Here is an 18,963-nt window from a genome sequence, read left to right as displayed (position 1 = left end):
ACCCATCGGACGATGCCTGAAGCTGCTGTAGGAGAAGTGCACTCTGACCCCGGTTTTCCAGCAGGTCCAATATCTTGCCTCAAGCCGCCAATCGCTTGATCCTCGCCGGCAGATCGCCAAGCAGGCGATGCGCCTCTTCCAGTTCGTAGTCCGCCTGCAGGCTCAGCCAGAAGCGTTCGGTCGTGCCGAGCGCCGCGGCCAGGCGTACGGCGGTGTCGGCGGTGATGCCGCGCTTGCCCAGCACGATTTCGTTGATGCGACGCGGCGGTACGCCGGTGGCGCGGGCGAGGGCGTTCTGGCTGATACCGAGCGGGACGAGGAACTCGTCGCGCAGCACTTCGCCGGGATGGATATTGGGCAGGGATGCCATAATGAGTTGCCTGAAATCAGTGGTAGTCGACGATGGCGACCTCGGCAACATCGCCGTCGTGCCAGCGGAAGCAGATGCGCCATTGGTCGTTGATGCGGATGCTGTGCTGACCACGCCGATCGCCTTTCAGCGCTTCCAGCCGATTGGCCGGCGGGACACGCAGATCCTCGAGACTGGCAGCGGCATTGAGCATGCGCAGCTTGCGTCGGGCGACCGGCTGGATATCGGCCGGCAGCCTGCGCGAGCGCTCGCCACGCCAGATCTTTTCGGCTTCCTTGTCGATAAAGCTCCTGATCACACAGCCACCATAACGGCACTCGTCATATGACGCAACCCGTCATAGTGACAGGCGCCGAACTCCACGCTGCTCCAGCCTCGGCAGTACGCGGAATGGCGTGCGGAGGGGGGATTCGCGCCAACCGGCACCCGGCGTGATCTCCTCCCCATTCTTGACCTCCCATACATCCAGCCCACCGCATCCTCGCCCCGATTCCAACACCGGAGGCGGGGACATGACGAAGTGGATGGGAGCGGCGCTGGCCGCGGCGATGCTGGTGACCGGCTGCGCCAGGGTGGAGGGCGAGAAGTTCGTCGGGCACTGGGTCAACGTGGAGTCGAAGGACGACACGATGGACATCGAGCGCAACGGGGAGTCGTTCATGGTGCGCAACACCACCCCGCGCTTCTTCACCCGCAAGCCCAAGACCGAGAGCTACCCAGCCATCTACAAGGACGGCGTGCTGCAGGTGACCAACGACGGCGAGACGGTGAACTTCGCCATCGACGAGGCCGATGGGCATCTCAACACCGGCAGCGACGAGTATCAGCGCGTTCCGGCCAAGTAAACGCGTCGCCGGCGTGCGGCGTCTCGGATGACGCTACGCCCGGCCTGAAGTCCACACTGCGTGTCGCGCTAGCGCGGCGCGTAGCATCGTCTTGCTTGCGCTCGGGCAGCGTCTGACGCGCACGGGTGCGGATCTCTGAGATTCTTGCCGGCTTGCGGATAGACCTCACGCTTCACACCCGCAGCATCGCTGAAGCCCCGCCCGCGCGCCGCGGGTCTACCGGCTAGGCACGCGGCGTGGGCGCGGCGATGCCGTCGACGAACAGCCCGATCAGGTGTGCGATGCGCGTTTTCGGCGAGCGGAGTTGCTCGGTGGCCAACGAGGTCGCGGTGGCGACGACGACGAGATCGTCGAACGAGACGTCCCGGCGGACGACGCCGGTCTTCTGCGCGCGCCGCAACAGCTCCTTTCCTTCCTTGCTGACGGCCTCGCAGCCCGGTGTGCCGCTCTGCAGTACCGCGCCGAGCGAAATGGCCAGCCCGCGGTAGACGCTCGTGTGCAGCGCCAAGTCCTCAAGATACGCACGCAGTGCGGCCAGCGCATCGAGTGTGCTGGCGCGTGCGTGGCTGGCCGCCGCCAGCGACAGGAAGCGGCCGCTGTAGGCCGCGGCGAACAAGGACTCGCGCGTGGGGAAACGCCGATAGAGCGTGCCGATGCCCACGCCGGCGCGCTTGGCGACGTCTTCCATCGACGCTTCGGCGCCGCGCTCCAGGAACACCTCCTCGGCCGCGGCGAGCAGGCGCTCGCGGTTTCGCTGGGCATCGGCGCGTAGGGGAGTGTCGGCGGTCAACGGGGCTTTCCGGCGTGGCTTGTGGAAACGGAGGCTACCTCCGTATAGTAAGTGGAGCAATCCTCCACTTATAAAAGGAAGCGAGATGGACAAGCGATTCGACGGCAAGGTGGTCGCGATCACCGGCGGCACCGACGGCATCGGCCTGGTGGCGGCGAAGGCGTTTGCGCGGGAAGGCGCGCAGGTCTACATCACCGGGCGGCGGCAGGACCGGTTGGATGCCGCCGTGGCGGAGATCGGCGGCAGCGCGGTGGGCGTGCAGGGCGATGTCGGCGAGGCGGAGGACATGGACCGGCTCTATGCGCGTATCCGGCAGGACCATGGCCGGCTGGATGTGGTGTTCGCCAACGCGGGCGTTTCCGAGTCGGCGGCGTTGGGCGAGATCGACGTCGCGCACCTGGAGCGCCTGCTGGCGACCAACATCAAGGGCACGGTCTTCACCGTGCAGAAGGCGCTGCCGCTGATGACGACCGGTGGCACGGTGATCCTGGCCGGCTCGGTGGCCGGCAGCAAGGGGATCGGCGCGCTCTCCGTGTACAGCGCCACGAAGGCGGCGATCCGCTCCTTTGCGCGCACCTGGACCACCGACCTGAAGCACCGCGGCATCCGGGTGAACGTGGTGTCGCCCGGCATGGTCCACACGCCGGCCATGCAGGCCTACCTGGAAGCCAATGCCGATGCCGAGGCGGCGTTCAAGCAGATGATCCCGTTCGGGCGGCTCGGCGACGCGGAGGAGATCGCGGAGGCGGTGCTGTTCCTGGCCTCGGACGCGTCCAGCTTCATCGCGGGGCACGAACTGTTCGTCGATGGCGGGGTCATGGCCATCTAGCCTGCCTGGGAGCCTGTGGCGGCCAGCACGATCCGGCCGCCTGGTGGATGCCGCTATGGTTCGCGAAACGCGTCCCGCCACTGCGGAAACACGGGCCGGTAGTCCACCGCCCACTTCCTGCCGCCAAGTGCGATCGCGCCCTTCTTCTTGCGGGTCGCAAGGAAGGCGATCAGCGCCGGCTCTTGCGTGCCTGGCAGGAAGATCGAATAGTCATCGCCACGCTTCAGCGTGGTGGGGTCCTCCAGGCCTGGCCAACTGGCCGGCCAGACGATGGAGGCGCCCGGTGCGTAGTTGTAGTCCCAGAACATGACCTCCAGCCGATCGGGGATCCACTTGGTGGCGCTCGCCACGTGGAAGTCGGCGAGATACCGATGCAGGCCGGCGATGTTGGCCGGCAACACGTCGGGCTGCGTCTCGCCCGCGTGGCGCCAGGCGACGCCCGCGGTGGCATGGCCAAGGCCGTGTACGGCGGTCACGAGCTTGCGTCCATCCACATCCAGGAACAGATGCGACGTGGGTTGATCTGTCCAATTGGGCCGCAGGTCGATCTTCTTCGGAACCGGTTCCGCGATGAAGGCACGCAGCGTGGCCTCGACGTCGGCCAACTGCGCCGGGCTCAAACGCGCGGTCATGTGGGCGTACGCGCCCGCGGTGTTCTTCTCGACGAAGATGACGCGGCCATCGTCGTAGAGCGCGAACCAGGGCGTGTCAGCGCCAATGACCATTGCCCATGGATCGGTGATGAGCAGGACGGCGACCGGACGGGCGCTGGCGGGTACCTGGGTCGCCTCGCCGGCAACGCCAGCGAATGACGCAAGCAAGGCGACAAGCGCGAAGACGATCCTGAGCATGCGGGCCGGACACGAGACGGTGGCCGGATCATCGCATGACGCACCGATGGCTAGAACAGCGACCCCTGTATCGGCGCTGCGGCCGGCGGGGCCACTTCCGGCGACGCCGCGATGCGCTCCCCACCCAACCGCCACGCCAACCCCGAGATCCGCGCCGCATGCCGGGCCAGCGCGGCGCGCAGCACCGGTTCGCTGGCGGCGATGTGCAGCGCGCGGCGGGCGCGGGTGATGCCGGTGTAGACCAGTTCGCGGCTGAGCACGCGGGCGTCGCGCGCCGGCAACTGCAGCCAGACTTCGTCGAACTCGCTGCCCTGGGCCTTGTGCACGGTCATGGCGAAGGCGCTCTCGTGCGCGGGCAGCGCGGCCGGGTGGAAGCCGCGGACCTGGCCGTCGCCGGCGCCGTCGAACCAGGCGACCAGGGTGCCCTGCGCGTCCTTCAGGCAGATGCCGACGTCGCCGTTGAACAGGCCGTGGCGGTAGCTGTTCTCGGTGATGAGCAGCAGGCGGCCGTGGAACCAGGGCGAGGCGGCGCCGAGGCGGCGCGCGCCACTGGCGGTCTCGGCCAGCAGTTGTTCGATGCGCGCGTTGAGTCCGCGTGCGCCCTGCGGGCCGGCGCGCACGGCGGTGAGCAGGCGCAGGCGCCCGGCGGCGCGCAGGGCCTGCGCCGGATCGTCGGCGTCGCCGAGGGCGCGCCAGTGCGCGAGCAGGGCGTCGCCGCCGGCGGCGAGCGGGTCGTCGACGGCATCGTGGAAGTGCACGCCGGCGAGCTGGCCGTCGCGCAGCAGGCGCAGCGTGCCGTCGGCGTCGCCGCTGCGCACCGCATCGGCCAGCGGTGCCAGGGCGAAATCCTGGGCCTGGCGGTAGCCGCGCAGCAGGTGCACGCGGTGTCCGGCCAGACCGCCGTGGTCGTGCGCGACCGCGCTGTGGCCGAGCAGCGGCTGCAGCGCCTGCGCGTCGTCCGGCTGCAACGCGTCGCCCGGGCCGGCGGCCTGCAGGATCGCAGCGAGCACGTCGCCGGCTTCCACCGAAGGCAACTGGTCGGCATCGCCGAGCAGGATCAGTTGCGCGCCGTCGGCCACGGCTTCCACGAGTTTGCACATCAGCGGCAGGTCGACCATGGACGCTTCGTCGATCACGATCAGGTCGAACGGCAGCGGGTTGTCGGCGTCGTGGCGGAAGCGCGGCAGGTCGGGGATGACGCCGAGCAGGCGATGCAAGGTGCTGGCGCCGGCCGGCAGGGCCTCGGCCAGGAGCGGGTCGACGCCGTCGGCGAGTGCGCGCGCCACCGCGGCGCGCAGGCTCTCTGCCATGCGCTCGGCAGCGCGACCGGTGGGCGCGGCCAGGGCGATGCGCGGCGGTGGCAGGCCGGTGGCGCGGGCCTGGGCGAGGCGCAGCAGCAGCAGGCGGGCGATGGTGGTGGTCTTGCCGGTGCCGGGGCCGCCGGTGACCAGCAGCAGGGCGCGGCGCAGGGCGAGGGCGGCGGCTTGGGCTTGGCGGTCTGATGGGTCGGCGGCGGTCGTACCCTCACCCGCCCTGCGGGCACCCTCTCCCGGGGGGAGAGGGAAGAGCTGGGCGAACAGGGGCGCGAGGGCGGCGAGGTCGCTGTGCGGCAGCGGCTGCGCGGCGAGGCGGCGCAGGCCCAGGGCCAGGCGCCGCTCGTACTCGCGGTAGCGGCGCAGGTACAGCAGGCCATGTTCGAGTACGAGTGGGCAGTCGGCGCTGGCAGGGTCCTCGGCAGCGGGGTGTGCGACCCAGCGCGAGGCAGCCAGGGCGCGTGTCCAGTCGTCCGCGGTGGGCAGCGTGGGGGCAGCGCCGTCGCGGCTGTCGAGCAGGAGGCTGGCGCGTGCCGGGTCGAGACCGGCGTGGCCGCTGGCCACTGCCAGCGAGGCCAGGGCGGCGCCGGCCAGCACCAGATCGGGGGTGTTCGGGTCGAGGCGGGCCAGGCTGTGGGCGAAGGCGTGGTCCAGCGTGCGCAGGGTGCCGCTGCGGTGGAGGGCGGCTAGGAGGTTGGATTGGCTCACGGGGTGGTTGCTCCGTGAGCGGACGGACCCTCACCCCAACCCCTCTCCCGGGGGGAGAGGGGCTTGAGCGTGCGCGGGGCGACGGTGCGGTGGCGGGCGGCCAGGAGGTGGGTGGGGTGGCTCACGGGGTTGGGGCTCCGTGGGCGGACGGACCCTCACCCCAACCCCTCTCCCGGGGGGAGAGGGGCTTGAGCGGGGCGCCGGCGAACAGGGCGTCGACGCCTTCGATCAGGTCTGGGTCGAAGCGCCAGGCGTGTACGCCCGGCGACGGGTCGCGCGCGGCGTCCAGGCCGCGGCAGAACAGGTAGCGCACGCCGCCGAAGTCGCGGGCGTAGTCGTAGCCCTCGCCCAGGCGGAAGCGCAGCCAGCGGTGCAGGGCCACGGTGTAGATCAGCGCCTGCAGGGTGTATTCGCTGTGCGCCATCGCCCGCGCCAGCGCGTCGGGGTCGTAGGCCGGCAGGCGGTTGGACTTGTAGTCGAGCACGTACCAGCGGCCGTCGTGCTGGTAGGTGAGGTCGATCAGGCCGGTCATCAGTCCCTCCAGGCGCTGCCGCGCGCCGAACGCCTGGCGCTCGCCGGCCACGCCGAAGCGGTGCAGCAGCACCAGCAGCGCGTCCACCCGCGTCGGGCGCATGGCGAAGTGGAATTCCATTTCGTTGCGCCGCTGCTCCTCCGGCACCGCGGCCAGGCAGGTGCCTTCCGGCAGGGCCACGGTGAGGGTGTTGCCGACCAGCGCGGTGAGCATGGCGGTGCCGTCTTCCAGTTCGTCCTCGGCATAGCCGCCGCGCTGCAGCGCTTCGACGATGGCGGTGGCCTGGCCGGCCGGCGCCGGCTGGCCAGGCTGCCAGGTGCGCCAGGCGGCGAAGTCGCAGCGCTCGAACACGTCGTGCATGGCCACGCCGAAGCGGTTGCCGACGAAGCGGCGATCGACCATGTCCACCTCCACCGCGGCGCTGACCGGCTCGCTGGCGGCGGGTTCGTCGCTGCCGCCGCTGCTGGGCACGGTGGCGCTGGCCATCGGGTCGCTGCCGGCGTCGGCGTTGGCCAACTGGGTGAAGCTGTATACCCACCACTCCGGCAGCACGCGCCGCTGCGGCACCCGTGCCGGCGGCACCGGCGGCGCCGGCTCGGGCGGCAGCCGCGGCAGTTGTGCCGGCGGCGGCGTGGTGTCAATAACGATGGCGCCGGGAGCAGCGGCGGCCTGCAAGGCGTCGAGGTCGCGCAGCATCGGCGCCAGCGCTGTCCGCTCGTGCTGTGGGAACGCACCGGTGGCGATCCACAGCGCGTGTTCGGCACGGGTCAGGCCGACGTAGAGCAGGCGCGCGTCCTCGGCGCGCTGTTCCTGCTTCCAGGCGGCTTCGGCGGTGTCCCAGGCCGGATCGGACTCGCCGCCGCTGCGGCCGGTGTTCCACTGCAGTTGGCGCCCGCCCTGCGGCGCCGGGACCACGCAGTGGCGACCGGGGGTGCGCTCGTTGCGGCCGATGCCGGCGTACGGCAGGAACACCAGCGGATATTCCAGGCCCTTGCTCTTGTGCAGGGTGACGATCTGCACGCGGCGCGCATCCGACTCAAGCCGCAGTTGCTGCGCCTCGTCGCTGTCGTCGGCATTGGCGATGCGTCGCGCCAGCCAGTCGACCAGGCCATGTGGGCCGAGCGCGCGGGTGTCGGCTTCCTGCAGCAGTTCGGCCAGTTGCAGGTAGTTGGTGAGGCGGCGTTCGCCGTCGACCAGCGCCAGCAGGCGTTGCCCGTGCGCGGCACCGAGGTCGCCGATCAGCGCCAGCGGGCCGCCGCGCTGCCAGCGCTCGCGCCAGTCCAGCGCCTGCTGCTGCCAGCGGCGGTGGCGCTCGCCGTCGTGGTCGAGTGCGGCAATGGCGGCGGCGTCCTCGCCGATCAGCACGGTGGCCAGTGCGGCGCGCAGGCGGCCGTCGTCGCCGGGGTCGAGCAGCGCCTGCAGCAGCGCCAGCAGTTCCAGCGCCTCGTCGGTGGCGAACAGGCTGCGGCGGCCGGCGGCGACCGCGGGAATGCCGGCAACGGCCAGCGCCTGCTGGATGCGCGTGGCCTCGCCGTGGCTGCGCACCAGCACCGCGATATCGCCGGCCTGCACGGGGCGGCCGAGCAACGTCGCAGTGCCATCGCGCGCATCGGCCAGCCAGCTGCGGATGGCCGCGACGCAGGCAACGGTGCACAGCTCGCGGGCGCGCCCGGCGCTCCACGGCTTGGGCTTGCCCGGCCCCTTGGCGGTGGCCGGTGGCGGTGGCGGTTCCGGCGCGCGCCACACGGTCAGCGCCGGGGCCGGCGCGCCGCCGCGTTGCAGATCGGCATCGACGCGCTTGCTGCCCGGCTGCACCGGGTGGAAGGCGATGCCGTCGGTGAGGAAGGCCTCGGCATAGCCGGCCTGCGCGTACAGCGCGTCGATCGCCGCCAGCAGCGCGGGGCGCGAGCGGAAGTTGTGCGCCAGCGGCGGCGCGCGTTCGGCGTCCGCGGCGGCGGCCAGGTAGGTGCGCACGTCGCCGCCGCGGAAGCCGTAGATGGCCTGCTTGGGATCGCCGATCAGGGCGAGCAGCGGCGGCGTGTCGTCCGCTGTGGACAGCGATGGCGCGATCGCCGCGTCGTCCTGCGCCGGAGCGGGATTGGCCGTGTCCGGCGCGAACACCTTGCGGAAGATCGTCCACTGGCGGTCGTCGGTGTCCTGAAACTCGTCGACCAGGGCCACCGCGTACTGCGCGCGCAGCCTCTGCGCCAAGGCGTCGCCGTGCGGGCCTTCTAGCGCGCGCGCCACGCCCTCGACCAGGTCGTCATAGGTCTGCACGCGGCGCTGGCGCTTGAGATAGGCCAGGCGTTCGGCTGCGTCGGCGCGCAGTGCGTGCAAGAGACAAATGCGACGTTGCATGTACCAATGGCGTACCTGTGCATCTGCCTGTTGCCAAGCATCCAATGCGGCGAACAACGGCGAGGAAGGCACGCGATCTTGCATTCCGTCCTTGCAGAATTCGCGCAAACGCGACGGCAACAGCTTGTCGAGATGGCTCCGTTCGTCGAACACCCAATGCGCTTCTGCGCTGCCTTCCCACAATTGCTCGAAGGCCTTGTCGAAACTTGGGCGACGCGCACGGCGTCCGTCGAATACCTTGTTGTCGAAAGCGGCGGCAATGGCATCGTAAGCCTGGTCCGCGTGAGCCCCCAGTGCGGCGACCAACTCACGTGCAGCGGTGTTACGTGCGGCCGATGGATCGGGGGCAGGCGCGATCGCCGCCGGCAACAGGGTCGGATGCCGCACCAGTTCGCGCAGATCGATGGCCATGCCGTCCGGACCGCCCGGCCACAGCGCCACCAGATCCTCGGCCATCGCCGCATCCGCGGCGCGTTGCCGCCACAGGTCGGCGGCGACGTCGCGCAGCAGTTCGCGGTCGTCGGTGAGCAATTGCGGCGCGGCGAAGGCCTGGCCGCTTTCCAGCGCATGCTCGCGCAGTACGCGCGCGCAGAAGCCGTGGATGGTGAAGATGGCGGCGAGGTCGATGTCCTCGGCGGCCTGCTGCAGGCGCCGGCGCAGGGCGGTCGGGGTTTCGGTGCTGGCGGCCAGGTGCGCGGCGAGGATGGCGCGGGTGAGGGCGACGTCGGGTGGGTCTTGGTGCGGCGTTTGTTGCGACAGGTCGGTCGCGGCTAAAGCCGCTCCTACGAGGCTTCCGTCGGCGTCCGGGACCAGTGTCGCCGCCAGCGCCAGGCGCTCGCGGATGCGGCGGCGCAGCTCCTGGGTGGCGGCCTCGGTGAAGGTGACGGCGAGGAGTTGGCCCAGGCGCAGGCCGCGTTCGACCACCAGGCGGGTGAACAGCGTGGCCAGGGTGAAGGTCTTGCCGGTGCCGGCGCTGGCCTCGATCAGGCGCACGCCGTGCAGCGGCAGCTGCAGGTAGGGGTCGCGGTCGGGCGCGGCGCTCATTCGGCGTCCTCCTGCGTGCCGCGCCAGCGTTGCCAGCTCTCGCTCAGCCGCTCGGGATCGAGTGCGGGGCCGGCGTCGCCCTGTTCGAGCAGGCCGAACACGCGCTGGCTGGTGGCGGCGAAGTCGGCGAAGCGCTGCGCATCGGCGAACGGGTCGCGGCCGCGGCCGACCAGGCGCAGTTCCGGGCTGTCCGCCTCGCTCCAGCCGAAGCTGGCCTGCCATTGCGCGGCGGCGTCCTTGATCGCCTTGTCCAGATCGTCGGCGCGCGCGGCCTGGTAGTACTTCCAGCTGCTGTACGGCGCGAACGCCAGTGGCGCCTGGCGGCCGTGGCGATACAGCTGCAACAGTTCGCCCAGCGCCTGTTGCGCCTGCGCGGCGGGCAGCGGTTCGCGGTCCATCGGATGCGGGCCGAGGCTGTCGTCGTGGTCGAAGAAACGCACGTAGGGCACGCGTTCGCCGGCGGCGCGCAGCAGCAGCCATTCCAGCCCGTGGCGGATCGCGCTGCGCCCGCTCAAGGCGCCCACCTGCACGCGCGCCACGCCGGGCGCGTACCAGCCCGGCAGGCGGCCGTGCAGCGCGGTGCCGTCGAGGTCCACCTGCAGCCGCGGCGCCAGCGGCGCGTCGGCGCTGCCGCGCCACTGCCGGAATGCCTCGGCGTACGGGCGCAACTGGCGCACCCGCTCGTCGAGCTGGCGCCGGCCCAATGGCCCGGACGGCAGCAGCGCGCGGGCGCGCAGGCGCTCGTACAGGGCGTCGGTGTCCTCGCGCAGCACCGCCTCGAACACCTGTTGCTGCAGGCCGTACTGATCGAGCCCGCGGCTGGGCGCCAGCAGCGGTTCCAGATCGCTGTCGGCCTGCGCCGGATCGGGCAGGCGCAGGCCCAGGCGCTGGCGCAGGAACTGCCCGGCCGGATCGACCAGCAACCGGCGCACATCGTCGATGGACAGCTGCGCCGGCAGCGCGTCGTCGGCCGCGGCCGGCAGATCATCGATCCAAGGCGCCAGCGGCTGGCGCTGGCCGACCAGGCTGTCCACCGCCGGCCGCCACTGCCGGCGGTAACTGAAACGGCGCGGGTCGGCATCCTCGGCACTGGTGGCGCCGAACGCAGCGGCAGCGAACGGCTGCAGCGGATGCCGCACCACCAGCGCCGCGGCCGCGGCCGGGTCGGCGTGGTACTGCGCGGCGCAGGCCAGCAGTTCGCCGACCAGCGGCGAAGGTTCACGCACGCTGCCGTCGCGCGCGTCGGCGCCCAGGTAGCTCAGGTAGAACACGTCCTGCGCCGAGGCGAACAGTTGGAGGAACAGGAAGCGATCGTCCTCGCGCGTCGAACGGTCGCCGTGGCGGCGGCGCGTGGTGCCCAGTTCGGCGGTGAGGCGGTTGAGCCCGGCGGCGGGATCGCGGCGCGGGAAGTCGCCGTCGTTCATGCCCAGCAGGCAGATGACCCGGAACGGCAGCAGCCGCATCGGCACCATGCGGCCGAAGCTGATGCCGCCGGTGAGCAGCGGCGCGCGCGTGTCCGATTCGCCCAGCACCGCGGCGAAGTGCGCGCGCACCACCTCGGCCGGTACCGCGTCGGTGTAGTCGGCGCGGGTGGCGTCGCGCGCGAACTGGTCGATCAGCGCGCGCAGCCGCTCCAGCGCGCGCTGCTGGCGCGGCGCCGACGGACTCTGCGGCAGCAGCGCCTCGAGCAGGCCTAACAGCACTTCGCGCCACTGCGTCGGCGGCATCGGCTCGGCCAGCGCGGCCTGGTGGCGATCGAGCACGCGCAGCAGGCGCAGCAGCGTGTCCAGCGCGGCCAGCGCACTGCCTTCCAGCTGCGGCCACGGCGCCACGCCGTCGATGTCGTCCTCGGCACCGCTGGCGTGGCCGAGCAGCAGCCGGTCCAGGGCGAAGCGCCAGGTATAGGCGTCGTCGGCCGGCGCCTGATGACGCTGCCGGTGCGCCGCGTCCAGGCCCCAGCGCGCACCGGCGGCATGCAGCCAGGCGCGCAGGCGTTCCAGCCCGGCCTCGTCGAGGCCGGCAGCCTCGGCGATCGGCGCGCTGGCGAGCAGGTCCAGGATCTCGTGCAGGCCGAAGCGGGCGATCGGCAGGCCGAGCAGCGCCAGGAACACCTCGGCCAGCGGCTCGCTGGCCAGCGGGCTGGCGTCGGCCAGCGCGTAAGGCAGCGCGTCGTCGCCGGCGTGGCCGCCGAACACCGCATCCAGGTAGGGCACGTAGGGATCGATGTCCGGCGACAGCACCGCGATCTCGCGCGGCTGCAGCGGCGGCTCGAAGCGCGGGTCGTCCAGCAGCGCGCGCAATTGATCGTGCAACACCTGCAGTTCGCGCAGGCGGGTGTGGCAGGCATGCACCTGCAGGCTGGGATCGTGCGGATCCACCGCGGCCAGCAGCGCCGGCCGCGCCGGCGCGCGGCGGTGGAACAGGTCGCTCTGCATGCGCCGCAGCAGGCTGTCGCCGAGGCCGCCATCGGCCAGCGCGCGCCGGCCCGACTCCAGCGGATCGGCGTAGACCGCGATCTCGGCCAGCGGATGCACCACTTCGTAGTCGCCGATCAGCGCCATGAAGTCGCGCCCCGCCGCGCCCCAGGCCTGCAGCAGCGGATTCTCCTGCACGTGGTCGGCGAACAGGTCCACCGCCCCACCCTCGCGGCGGCGCTGCCACAGTGTCTGCAGATCGCCCCAGTACCCTTGCGCCGGCGTCGGCAGGTAGAAGTGCAGTGTGCCGGCGCGCGCCTGCGTGGCCAGCACGCGCAGCACGTCCGGGGAGATGTTGAGCACGGCGAAGGCGAACAGGCGCCGCGGCAGGCCCTGCGGCAGCGGCCCGTCCGGGCGCGCGTAGCGGTCCAGGTATTGGCCGATGCGGCGTGCGCGGTACGCGCGGCCGCTGGCGATGCGTCGCCACAGCCGCGCCTGCGGATCGTCCGGGTCGGCGCCGCCTTCCCAGCGCAGCAGCCAGTCGCGACGCCAGGCCTGGTACTTCTCGAACACGTTGCTCAGCTCGCCGGCCAGGCTCCATGGCTTGAGCGCATCGCCATCGGCCAGATAGCCGGCCAACGGCGCCAGCGCCGCGTCGCTGCCCAGCTCGCCCTGCAGCGCCGCGTACAGGCGCCAATGCATGGTCGCCATATCCAGGTCGTCGGCCGCCGCGCCGAGGTTGCGCTCCAGCGCGCGCGCGACGAACTCGCCGGGGGTGAGGAATTCCAGGTTCGCCGCCACCCCGTGCACCGCGGCCAGGGTGGATTGCAGCCAGCGCCGCATCGCCACCTGCGGAATCAGCACCACCTCCGGCGCCAGCAAGGGCTGCCCCGGCGGCGGCCGGCGCAGTTCTTCGGCGAGCAGGGCGGCCAGGGTATCCAGCGCGTTGGACGGATACAGCCGGAAATCGGGCGCGGATGGGGCAGGCATGTGCCGGGCATTGTGCCGGATGCGGGCAGGCGGCGCTTTTGCGCGAGGCTCTTCCCTTCTCCCGCCGGGAGAAGGTGGCCCGCGGGGCCGGATGAGGGTACGGGCTCAGCCTCGTGCGCCCAAACATCGCGAGGCGCTTCGCGCCGGACCCTCACCCCAACCCCTCTCCCGGCGGGAGAGGGGCTAGCCGCTCCCTGCTCCCACCGGGAGAAGGTGGCCCGCAGGGGCGGATGAGGGTACGGGCGCAGCCTCGTGCGCCCAGACATCGCGAGTCGCTTCGCGCCGGACCCTCACCCCAACCCCTCTCCCGGGGGGAGAGGGGTTAGCTGTTCCCTTCTCCCATTGGGAGAAGGTGGCCCGCAGGGCCGGATGAGGGTACGGGCGCAGCCTCGTGCGCCCAGACATCGCGAGTCGCTTCGCGCCGGACCCTCACCCCAACCCCTCTCCCCGGGGAAGAGGGGCTAGCTGTTCCCTTCTCCCGCCGGGAGAAGGTGGCCCGCAGGGCCGGATGAGGGTACGGGCGCAGCCTCGTGCGCCAGACATCGCGAGTCGTTTCGCGCCGGACCCTCACCCCAACCCCTCTCCCGGGGGGAGAGGGGCTAGTCGTTCCCTTCTCCCACCGGGAGAAGGTGGCCCGCAGGGCCGGATGAGGGTACGGACGCAGCCTCGTGCGCCCAGACATCGCGAGTCGCTTCGCGCCGGCCCCTCTCCCGGCGGGAGAGGGGCTTAAAGCATCAGTACTTCTTCTCTACGTTGAACATCCAGGTCTGGTCGCTGCCGCTGTCGCCGTCGGTCACGCCGCGGTATTCCACGCGCGTGGACAGGCCCTGGTCGGTGCTGAACATCACGCCCACGCCCAGCATCAGCCGGTTGTGGTCGTACACGGTCTGCCCGGTGCGGTACAGGGTGCCGCCGACGATGTCGGCATAGCCCAGCGTGGCGTCGCCACGGCCCTGGAAGTCGTGCTGGTACTCGAGCCGGAACTGCGGCGTCAGCCGTCCCCAGGACATCTGCCGGCGCCATTCCAGGCGCAGGCCGAGGTTGCCGGTGGTGGTGGCCACGTCCATGTCCTCGTAGCGCAGCGCATACGGCGCCATCGCCGCTTCGCTGTAGGCATCGAGCGTGGCGCGCGCGGCATCCACCCGCGCGTACGGGGTGATCTGCCAATCGCCGCGCTGCAGGTCGGCACCGGCCGACAGCGACGCGATCCACTGGTGGCCGCTGCGATCGCCTTCGGCCAGCGCGCCGTTGTCGGTGACGTAGCGGCGCAGGTCATAGGACAGGAGCTGGTAGCCGACCAGGGTGTCGAAGAACAGCGTCTGGCCCGGGTGATAGCTGGCATACAGCGCCAGCGTGTACGCAGTCGACTTGCTATGGCTGCCGTCGCGGCCGACGTCGCTGTCGTCGCGGCCGAAGCCCACGCCCGCGCCCAATGCAAAGGACGAGGAGACGCGGTAATCGGCGCCCAGGCTCAGGCCATCGGTCTGGAAATCCACGCCGGCGCGCTGCGATTGCTTGTCCAGGCTGCCGGAGCGGATCGCGCCGCCCACCCACAGGCCGAGGTCGCCTGCGGTGGCGGTGTCGCGCTGCGCTGCCGACACGGTGTCGGCACCGCCGTCCACGGCGCCGTCGCGCAGGTCGCGGTTGGCCGGGTCGCACGCCTGCGCGTCCAGGTTGCGATCGCTCTGCAGCGTGCGGTCGCGCTGGCGGCACTGCGAGCTGGCCTGGAAGCTCACGCCGTTGTCGAAGCCGCGCGCACCCCGGTGGGTCGCCTCCAGGCGGCGCTGGAAGTTGTCGATCTGCGCCTTGGCGAAGCGCCGGGTCGATTCGGCCTGCGCGTCGATCAGGCCGCGCACCTGCGCATCCTGGGTCGGATCCGGGCGCGGCGCGATCATGAACACGATATCCGCCTCGGCCGAGGTCGCATACGCGTTGGACAGGGTGAAGCGCACCGTGGCGTTGCCGGAGAAGGCCGGGTTCGGCACGAACGTCAGCATGAAGCCCGGGCCGTCGTCGGCCGCCGCCGTCGGCACGCCGGCGGCCTTGGCCGCTGCCCGGGTGATCGTCGCGGTGCCGGCGTTGGCCGGCAGCACGGCGACCACGGCAGCGGCCACGAACGGGCCACCGGAGGCGTCACGGGTGACGTCCAGGGTCTGCGCCTGCCCGGTCACCGCCGGCACCGTCACCGACACCGCGATGGGGCGGGCGTTGACGGTGATGGTGACCACGGCCGGCGCCGAACTGCCGCCGGCGCCGATGGCGGTGTAATGCACGCTGTCCACGCCCACGTAGCCGGGCGCCGGCGTGTACACCAGGCGCACCCCATCGACGGTTGCGGTGCCGTGGCTGGGCGCGGTGGCGATGGCGATGCTGTCGATGCTGCCGGTGTCGTTGCCGGTGACCGCCAGGGTCAGCGCGGTATCCACGAGGGTGGCGCCAGTGTCGTTCGCCGCCACCGGCGCCGGCACCGCCGAGGCGATGGTCAGCGTGTAGGCCTGCGTGGCCGAGAAGCCGTTGGCGTCGCTGACTTTGATGCTGAAGGCGAAGCTGCCGGCCGCGCCCGGCGTGCCGGACAGCACGCCCGCCGAGGTCAGGCTCAACCCGGTCGGCAAGGCGCCGCTGACCACGCTGTAGCTGTATGGCGCAGTGCCGCCGCTGGTGCTCAGGGTCTGGTTGTACGCCGTGCCCGCGGTGCCGGCAGGCAGCGTCGGTTGACCCGGAGTCAGGGTCGGCGCGGCGATGCTCAACGTGTAGCTGCGGCTGGACTGGCCGGGGACGCCGGCGGTGCTGTCGGTGACGGTGGCGGTGAAGACGAAGCTGCCGGCCTGGGTCGGGGTACCGGACAGTACGCCGGCGGCGCTCAGGCTCAGCCCGGCCGGCAGTACGCCGGTGGCTAGGCTGTAGCTGTAGGGCGCGGTACCGCCGGTGGCGCTGAGTGCCTGGCTGTAGGCGCTGCCCGCAGTGCCGGCCGGCAGCGCGGGCGGCGACAGCGTCAGCGTCGGCGAGGCCACCGTCAGGGTGAACGCCTGCGCCGCCGTGAAGGCGTTGGCATCGGTCACGCCCACGGTGAACGCGAAGTTGCCGGCCGTGGTCGGCGTACCGGACAGCACGCCACCTGCGCTCAGGCTCATCCCGCTCGGCAAGGCGCCGGCATTGAGCACATAGCTGTACGGCGCGGTGCCGCCGCTGGTGCTCAGCGCCTGGCTGTAGCTGGCGCCGATCGCCGCCGTCGGCAGGGTCGGCGGGGTGATGGCCAGGGTCGGCGCGACGATGGACAGGGTGTAGGCGTGCGAGCCGCCGAAACTGCCGGCATCGGTGACGCCGACGACGAAGGTGAAACTGCCGGCCACGGTCGGGGTGCCGGACAAGATGCCGGCGTTGCTCAAGGTCAGGCCCGTGGGCAAGGCGCCGGAACTGAGCGCATAGGTGTAGGGGGCCGTCCCGCCACTGGTGCTCAGCGTCTGGCTGTAGGCGGTTCCCGCGGTTCCGGACGGCAGGGTGGACGGGGCGACGGTCAGGGTCGGCGCCACGATCGCCAGCGTATAGCTGCGCGCCGCCTGGCCCGGGGTTCCGGAGGTGCTGTCGGTCGCGACCAGGGTGAAGCTGAAATTGCCGGTCACGGTGGGCGTGCCGCTGAGCGCACCGGTCGCACTGTTGACGGTCACGCCTGCCGGTAAAGCGCCGGCAGTGACCGCATAGGTGTACGGCGCGATGCCGCCGCTGGCCTGGTTGATCGATGCGCTGTAGGCCTGACCGGCGGTGCCGTTGGGCAGGGTCGTCGCCGGCAGCGTCACGGTCGGCGACGCCACCGTCAACGTGTAGGCACGGCTACCGCTGATGGGCGACGAGCCGCTGTCGGTCGCGGACACGGTGAAATTGAAGCTGCCGCTGCCGCTGGGCGTGCCGGACAGCACGCCGGCGGAACTCAGCAGCATGCCCACCGGCAATGTGCCGGTGGTGATCGCGAAGCCATACGGCGCGGTCCCACCACTGGCCGTCAAGGTCTGGCTGTAGCTGGTGCCGGCGGTGGCCGCCGGCAGCGACGCCGGCGCGATCGTCACCACCGCATCGTCGTTGAGGATGGTGCCGGTCGCGGTGGCGCGGGCGATGGTGGCGTTGCTGGCGCCGGACAGGTTCACCGTGAACGTCTCGTCTGGCTCGACGGTGGTATCGCCGTTGATGGTCACCGCCACGTTCTGCGTGGTGGTGCCGGGCAAGAAGGTCAGCGTACCGGAGTGGGCGACATAGTCGCTGCCGGCGTTGGCGCTGCCGTCGGCGGTCGCAAAGTTGACCGTGACGGTCTGGCCGCTGGCCCCACTGAGGGTGACGATGAACGTCGCCGTGGTGGTGCCGCTGTTGCCTTCGGCGACGCTGACGTCGCCGATCGAGAGGGACGGCTGCGCGTCGTCGTTGTTGATCGTGCCCACTCCCTGCCCACGGTTGATCGTGGCGCCATTGGGATTGGTGACGTTGACGTAGAAGGTTTCGTTGGGTTCGTTGAGCGTGTCGCCGATCACCTGCACGGTGAAGGTGGCGCTGCTGCTGCCGGCCGGGATGGTCAGCCCGTTCACGCTGGAAGAGATGTAATCGGTGCCCGCGGTCGCGGTCCCATCGGCGGTGGCGAGGTCGAAGCTGACCCCGCCGGTGCCGGCCGGCTGGCTGAGCGACACGGTGAAGGTGAACGCGGTGGTGCCGGAATTGCCTTCGTTCTGCGACACGTCGTTGATCGACAGCGCCGGCTGGTCGTCGTTGAGGATGGTGCCGGTGGCGCTGTTCGGCGAGCCCACCGTATAGCCGCTGCCCGCATTGAGGCTGATCACCACGGTCTCGTCGGGTTCGACGGTCGTGTCGGGCGTTGGGTTGACGGTGATGGTGCCGCTGGTCTGGCCGGCCGCGATCACCAAGGGCGAATTGATCGTGGCGTAGTCGGTGCCGTTGGTGGCGGTCCCGCCGACGTTGAAGCCGATCGACAGCGCCGACGGCGACGGCTGGCTCAGCGCGACAGTGTAGACCAGGTTGGGTGCGCCGTCTTCGTACACGCTGGCCGGCGAGACCGTGATGCTGGCGACCGGGAAATCGTCGTTGACGATGGTGGCGGTGGCGCTGGACGGGCTGCCGACAGAATAGTCGGTGCCGCTGGCCACGCTGAAGATCGCCGTCTCATCGGGTTCCACCGTCGTGTCGGCGACGGGGGTGATGCTGAAACTGGCGGAGGTGGCGTTGGCCGGCACCACGACGCTGCTGACCGCGCCGGTGTAATCGGTCCCGCTGGTGGCGGTGCCGCTGCGGGTCAGGTTCACCGTGGTCGGCGAACTGTTGGTCTGGCTCAGCGTCACCGTGTAGACGAAGGCCGTACCGCTGTCCTCGTTGGCGCTGGACGGCGACACCGCGATGCTGGCGGTGCGCGTTGGGTTGATGGTGATATTGAAAGTGACGACGTCTTCATTTTCGTCGTGCAGGTAGAAAACATCCGAGGTCGCGTTGTCCCCGTTGTTCGTGTACGTAACGGTCTGTGTGCCTTGGCCACTCTGGGGACTTAGATTGATGAACCCGTGAGGGCTCGAACCCTGGTTGTTCGGAAGAGGGTTTCTCGGGTCGTCCCCCATTCCTCCGTTGGACGGACCATCGCAGTTGCTGACGTCGAACGTCACCGAGCCGCCCGAATTGATCGTGGCGGTGAACGGTGTCGGACAGATGGTCGACGTGGCGGCCAAGCAGACCTGTGATGCCGCCAGAAGCACAAACGCCATCAAGCAACGCACAGCCAGACGCGCACCACCAAAATTGGCGTATTTCGTAGACATATTTCGATTCCCCCAAAACGCGCCACCCCATGGGCGCTGGCAGCCATCCTGGTGCCTCGGACTTCGCGGAATATCGGCCGGACAAGCATCGGCCACGCGCGTTGCGCGTCTATTG

Annotated in this window: 10 protein-coding genes; 2 read left to right on the top strand and 8 right to left on the bottom strand. The window is 70.9% G+C overall.

Going from position 1 to position 18,963, the window contains the following annotated elements; genetic code table 11:
• Positions 1–79: 79 nt before the first annotated feature.
• Positions 80–370 (bottom strand): HigA family addiction module antitoxin, encoded by a 291-nt coding sequence (locus PG878_RS00665; protein WP_017911477.1) that lies wholly within the window; start codon positions 368–370, stop codon positions 80–82.
• Between the two features lie 16 nt (positions 371–386).
• Complete coding sequence (locus PG878_RS00660) at positions 387–668, bottom strand: type II toxin-antitoxin system RelE/ParE family toxin (protein ID WP_048492359.1); 282 nt, start codon at positions 666–668, stop codon at positions 387–389.
• Between the two features lie 214 nt (positions 669–882).
• On the opposite strand from PG878_RS00660, the gene PG878_RS00655 reads away from it, so the two are divergent.
• On the top strand, positions 883–1,215 hold the full coding sequence (locus PG878_RS00655) for a hypothetical protein (RefSeq protein WP_209029905.1): 333 nt from the start codon (positions 883–885) through the stop codon (positions 1,213–1,215).
• Between the two features lie 223 nt (positions 1,216–1,438).
• Here the strand turns inward: PG878_RS00655 and PG878_RS00650 are convergent, their stop codons facing one another.
• Positions 1,439–2,005: a TetR/AcrR family transcriptional regulator gene (locus PG878_RS00650; protein WP_209029906.1), complete on the bottom strand. Its 567-nt coding sequence runs from the start codon at positions 2,003–2,005 to the stop codon at positions 1,439–1,441.
• Between the two features lie 85 nt (positions 2,006–2,090).
• Between PG878_RS00650 and PG878_RS00645 the strand changes: the two genes are divergently transcribed.
• Positions 2,091–2,834 (top strand): glucose 1-dehydrogenase, encoded by a 744-nt coding sequence (locus tag PG878_RS00645; protein ID WP_209029907.1) that lies wholly within the window; start codon positions 2,091–2,093, stop codon positions 2,832–2,834.
• 53 nt (positions 2,835–2,887) lie between these two features.
• Here PG878_RS00645 and PG878_RS00640 read toward each other — a convergent pair whose 3' ends face one another.
• The 5 genes from PG878_RS00640 to PG878_RS00620 form a co-directional block, all read right to left on the bottom strand.
• Positions 2,888–3,685, bottom strand: a complete 798-nt coding sequence (locus PG878_RS00640; protein WP_209029908.1) for a hypothetical protein — start codon at positions 3,683–3,685, stop codon at positions 2,888–2,890.
• A 50-nt stretch (positions 3,686–3,735) separates the two neighbouring features.
• Positions 3,736–5,706 (bottom strand): exodeoxyribonuclease V subunit alpha, encoded by a 1,971-nt coding sequence (gene recD / locus PG878_RS00635; RefSeq protein ID WP_209029909.1) that lies wholly within the window; start codon positions 5,704–5,706, stop codon positions 3,736–3,738.
• A 121-nt stretch (positions 5,707–5,827) separates the two neighbouring features.
• The gene (recB, locus tag PG878_RS00630) at positions 5,828–9,640 is read right to left on the bottom strand and encodes an exodeoxyribonuclease V subunit beta (protein ID WP_311186006.1); all 3,813 of its coding nucleotides are present in this window, start codon (positions 9,638–9,640) and stop codon (positions 5,828–5,830) included.
• Positions 9,637–13,044, bottom strand: a complete 3,408-nt coding sequence (recC, locus tag PG878_RS00625; RefSeq protein ID WP_209029911.1) for an exodeoxyribonuclease V subunit gamma — start codon at positions 13,042–13,044, stop codon at positions 9,637–9,639. The genes recB and recC overlap by 4 nt, the downstream gene beginning before the upstream one ends.
• Positions 13,045–13,778: 734 nt before the next feature.
• Positions 13,779–18,812, bottom strand: a complete 5,034-nt coding sequence (locus PG878_RS00620) for a putative Ig domain-containing protein (protein ID WP_425611795.1) — start codon at positions 18,810–18,812, stop codon at positions 13,779–13,781.
• Positions 18,813–18,963 lie beyond the last annotated feature (151 nt).

It is taken from the genome of Xanthomonas hawaiiensis (genome assembly GCF_031834635.1).
Taxonomy (GTDB): domain Bacteria; phylum Pseudomonadota; class Gammaproteobacteria; order Xanthomonadales; family Xanthomonadaceae; genus Xanthomonas_A; species Xanthomonas_A sacchari.
Note: the sequence above shows the minus strand (reverse complement) of the source record. Positions and strands in the feature narration are given on the sequence as shown.

What these genes read in the sequence shown, in the direction of transcription:
- PG878_RS00665 (WP_017911477.1), bottom strand. Translation starts at nt 370, where the DNA reads ATGGCATCCCTGCCCAATATCCATCCCGGCGAAGTGCTGCGCGACGAG.
- PG878_RS00655 (WP_209029905.1), top strand. Translation starts at nt 883, where the DNA reads ATGACGAAGTGGATGGGAGCGGCGCTGGCCGCGGCGATGCTGGTGACC.
- PG878_RS00645 (WP_209029907.1), top strand. Translation starts at nt 2,091, where the DNA reads ATGGACAAGCGATTCGACGGCAAGGTGGTCGCGATCACCGGCGGCACC.
- PG878_RS00640 (WP_209029908.1), bottom strand. Translation starts at nt 3,685, where the DNA reads ATGCTCAGGATCGTCTTCGCGCTTGTCGCCTTGCTTGCGTCATTCGCT.
- recB (WP_311186006.1), bottom strand. Translation starts at nt 9,640, where the DNA reads ATGAGCGCCGCGCCCGACCGCGACCCCTACCTGCAGCTGCCGCTGCAC.
- recC (WP_209029911.1), bottom strand. Translation starts at nt 13,044, where the DNA reads ATGCCTGCCCCATCCGCGCCCGATTTCCGGCTGTATCCGTCCAACGCG.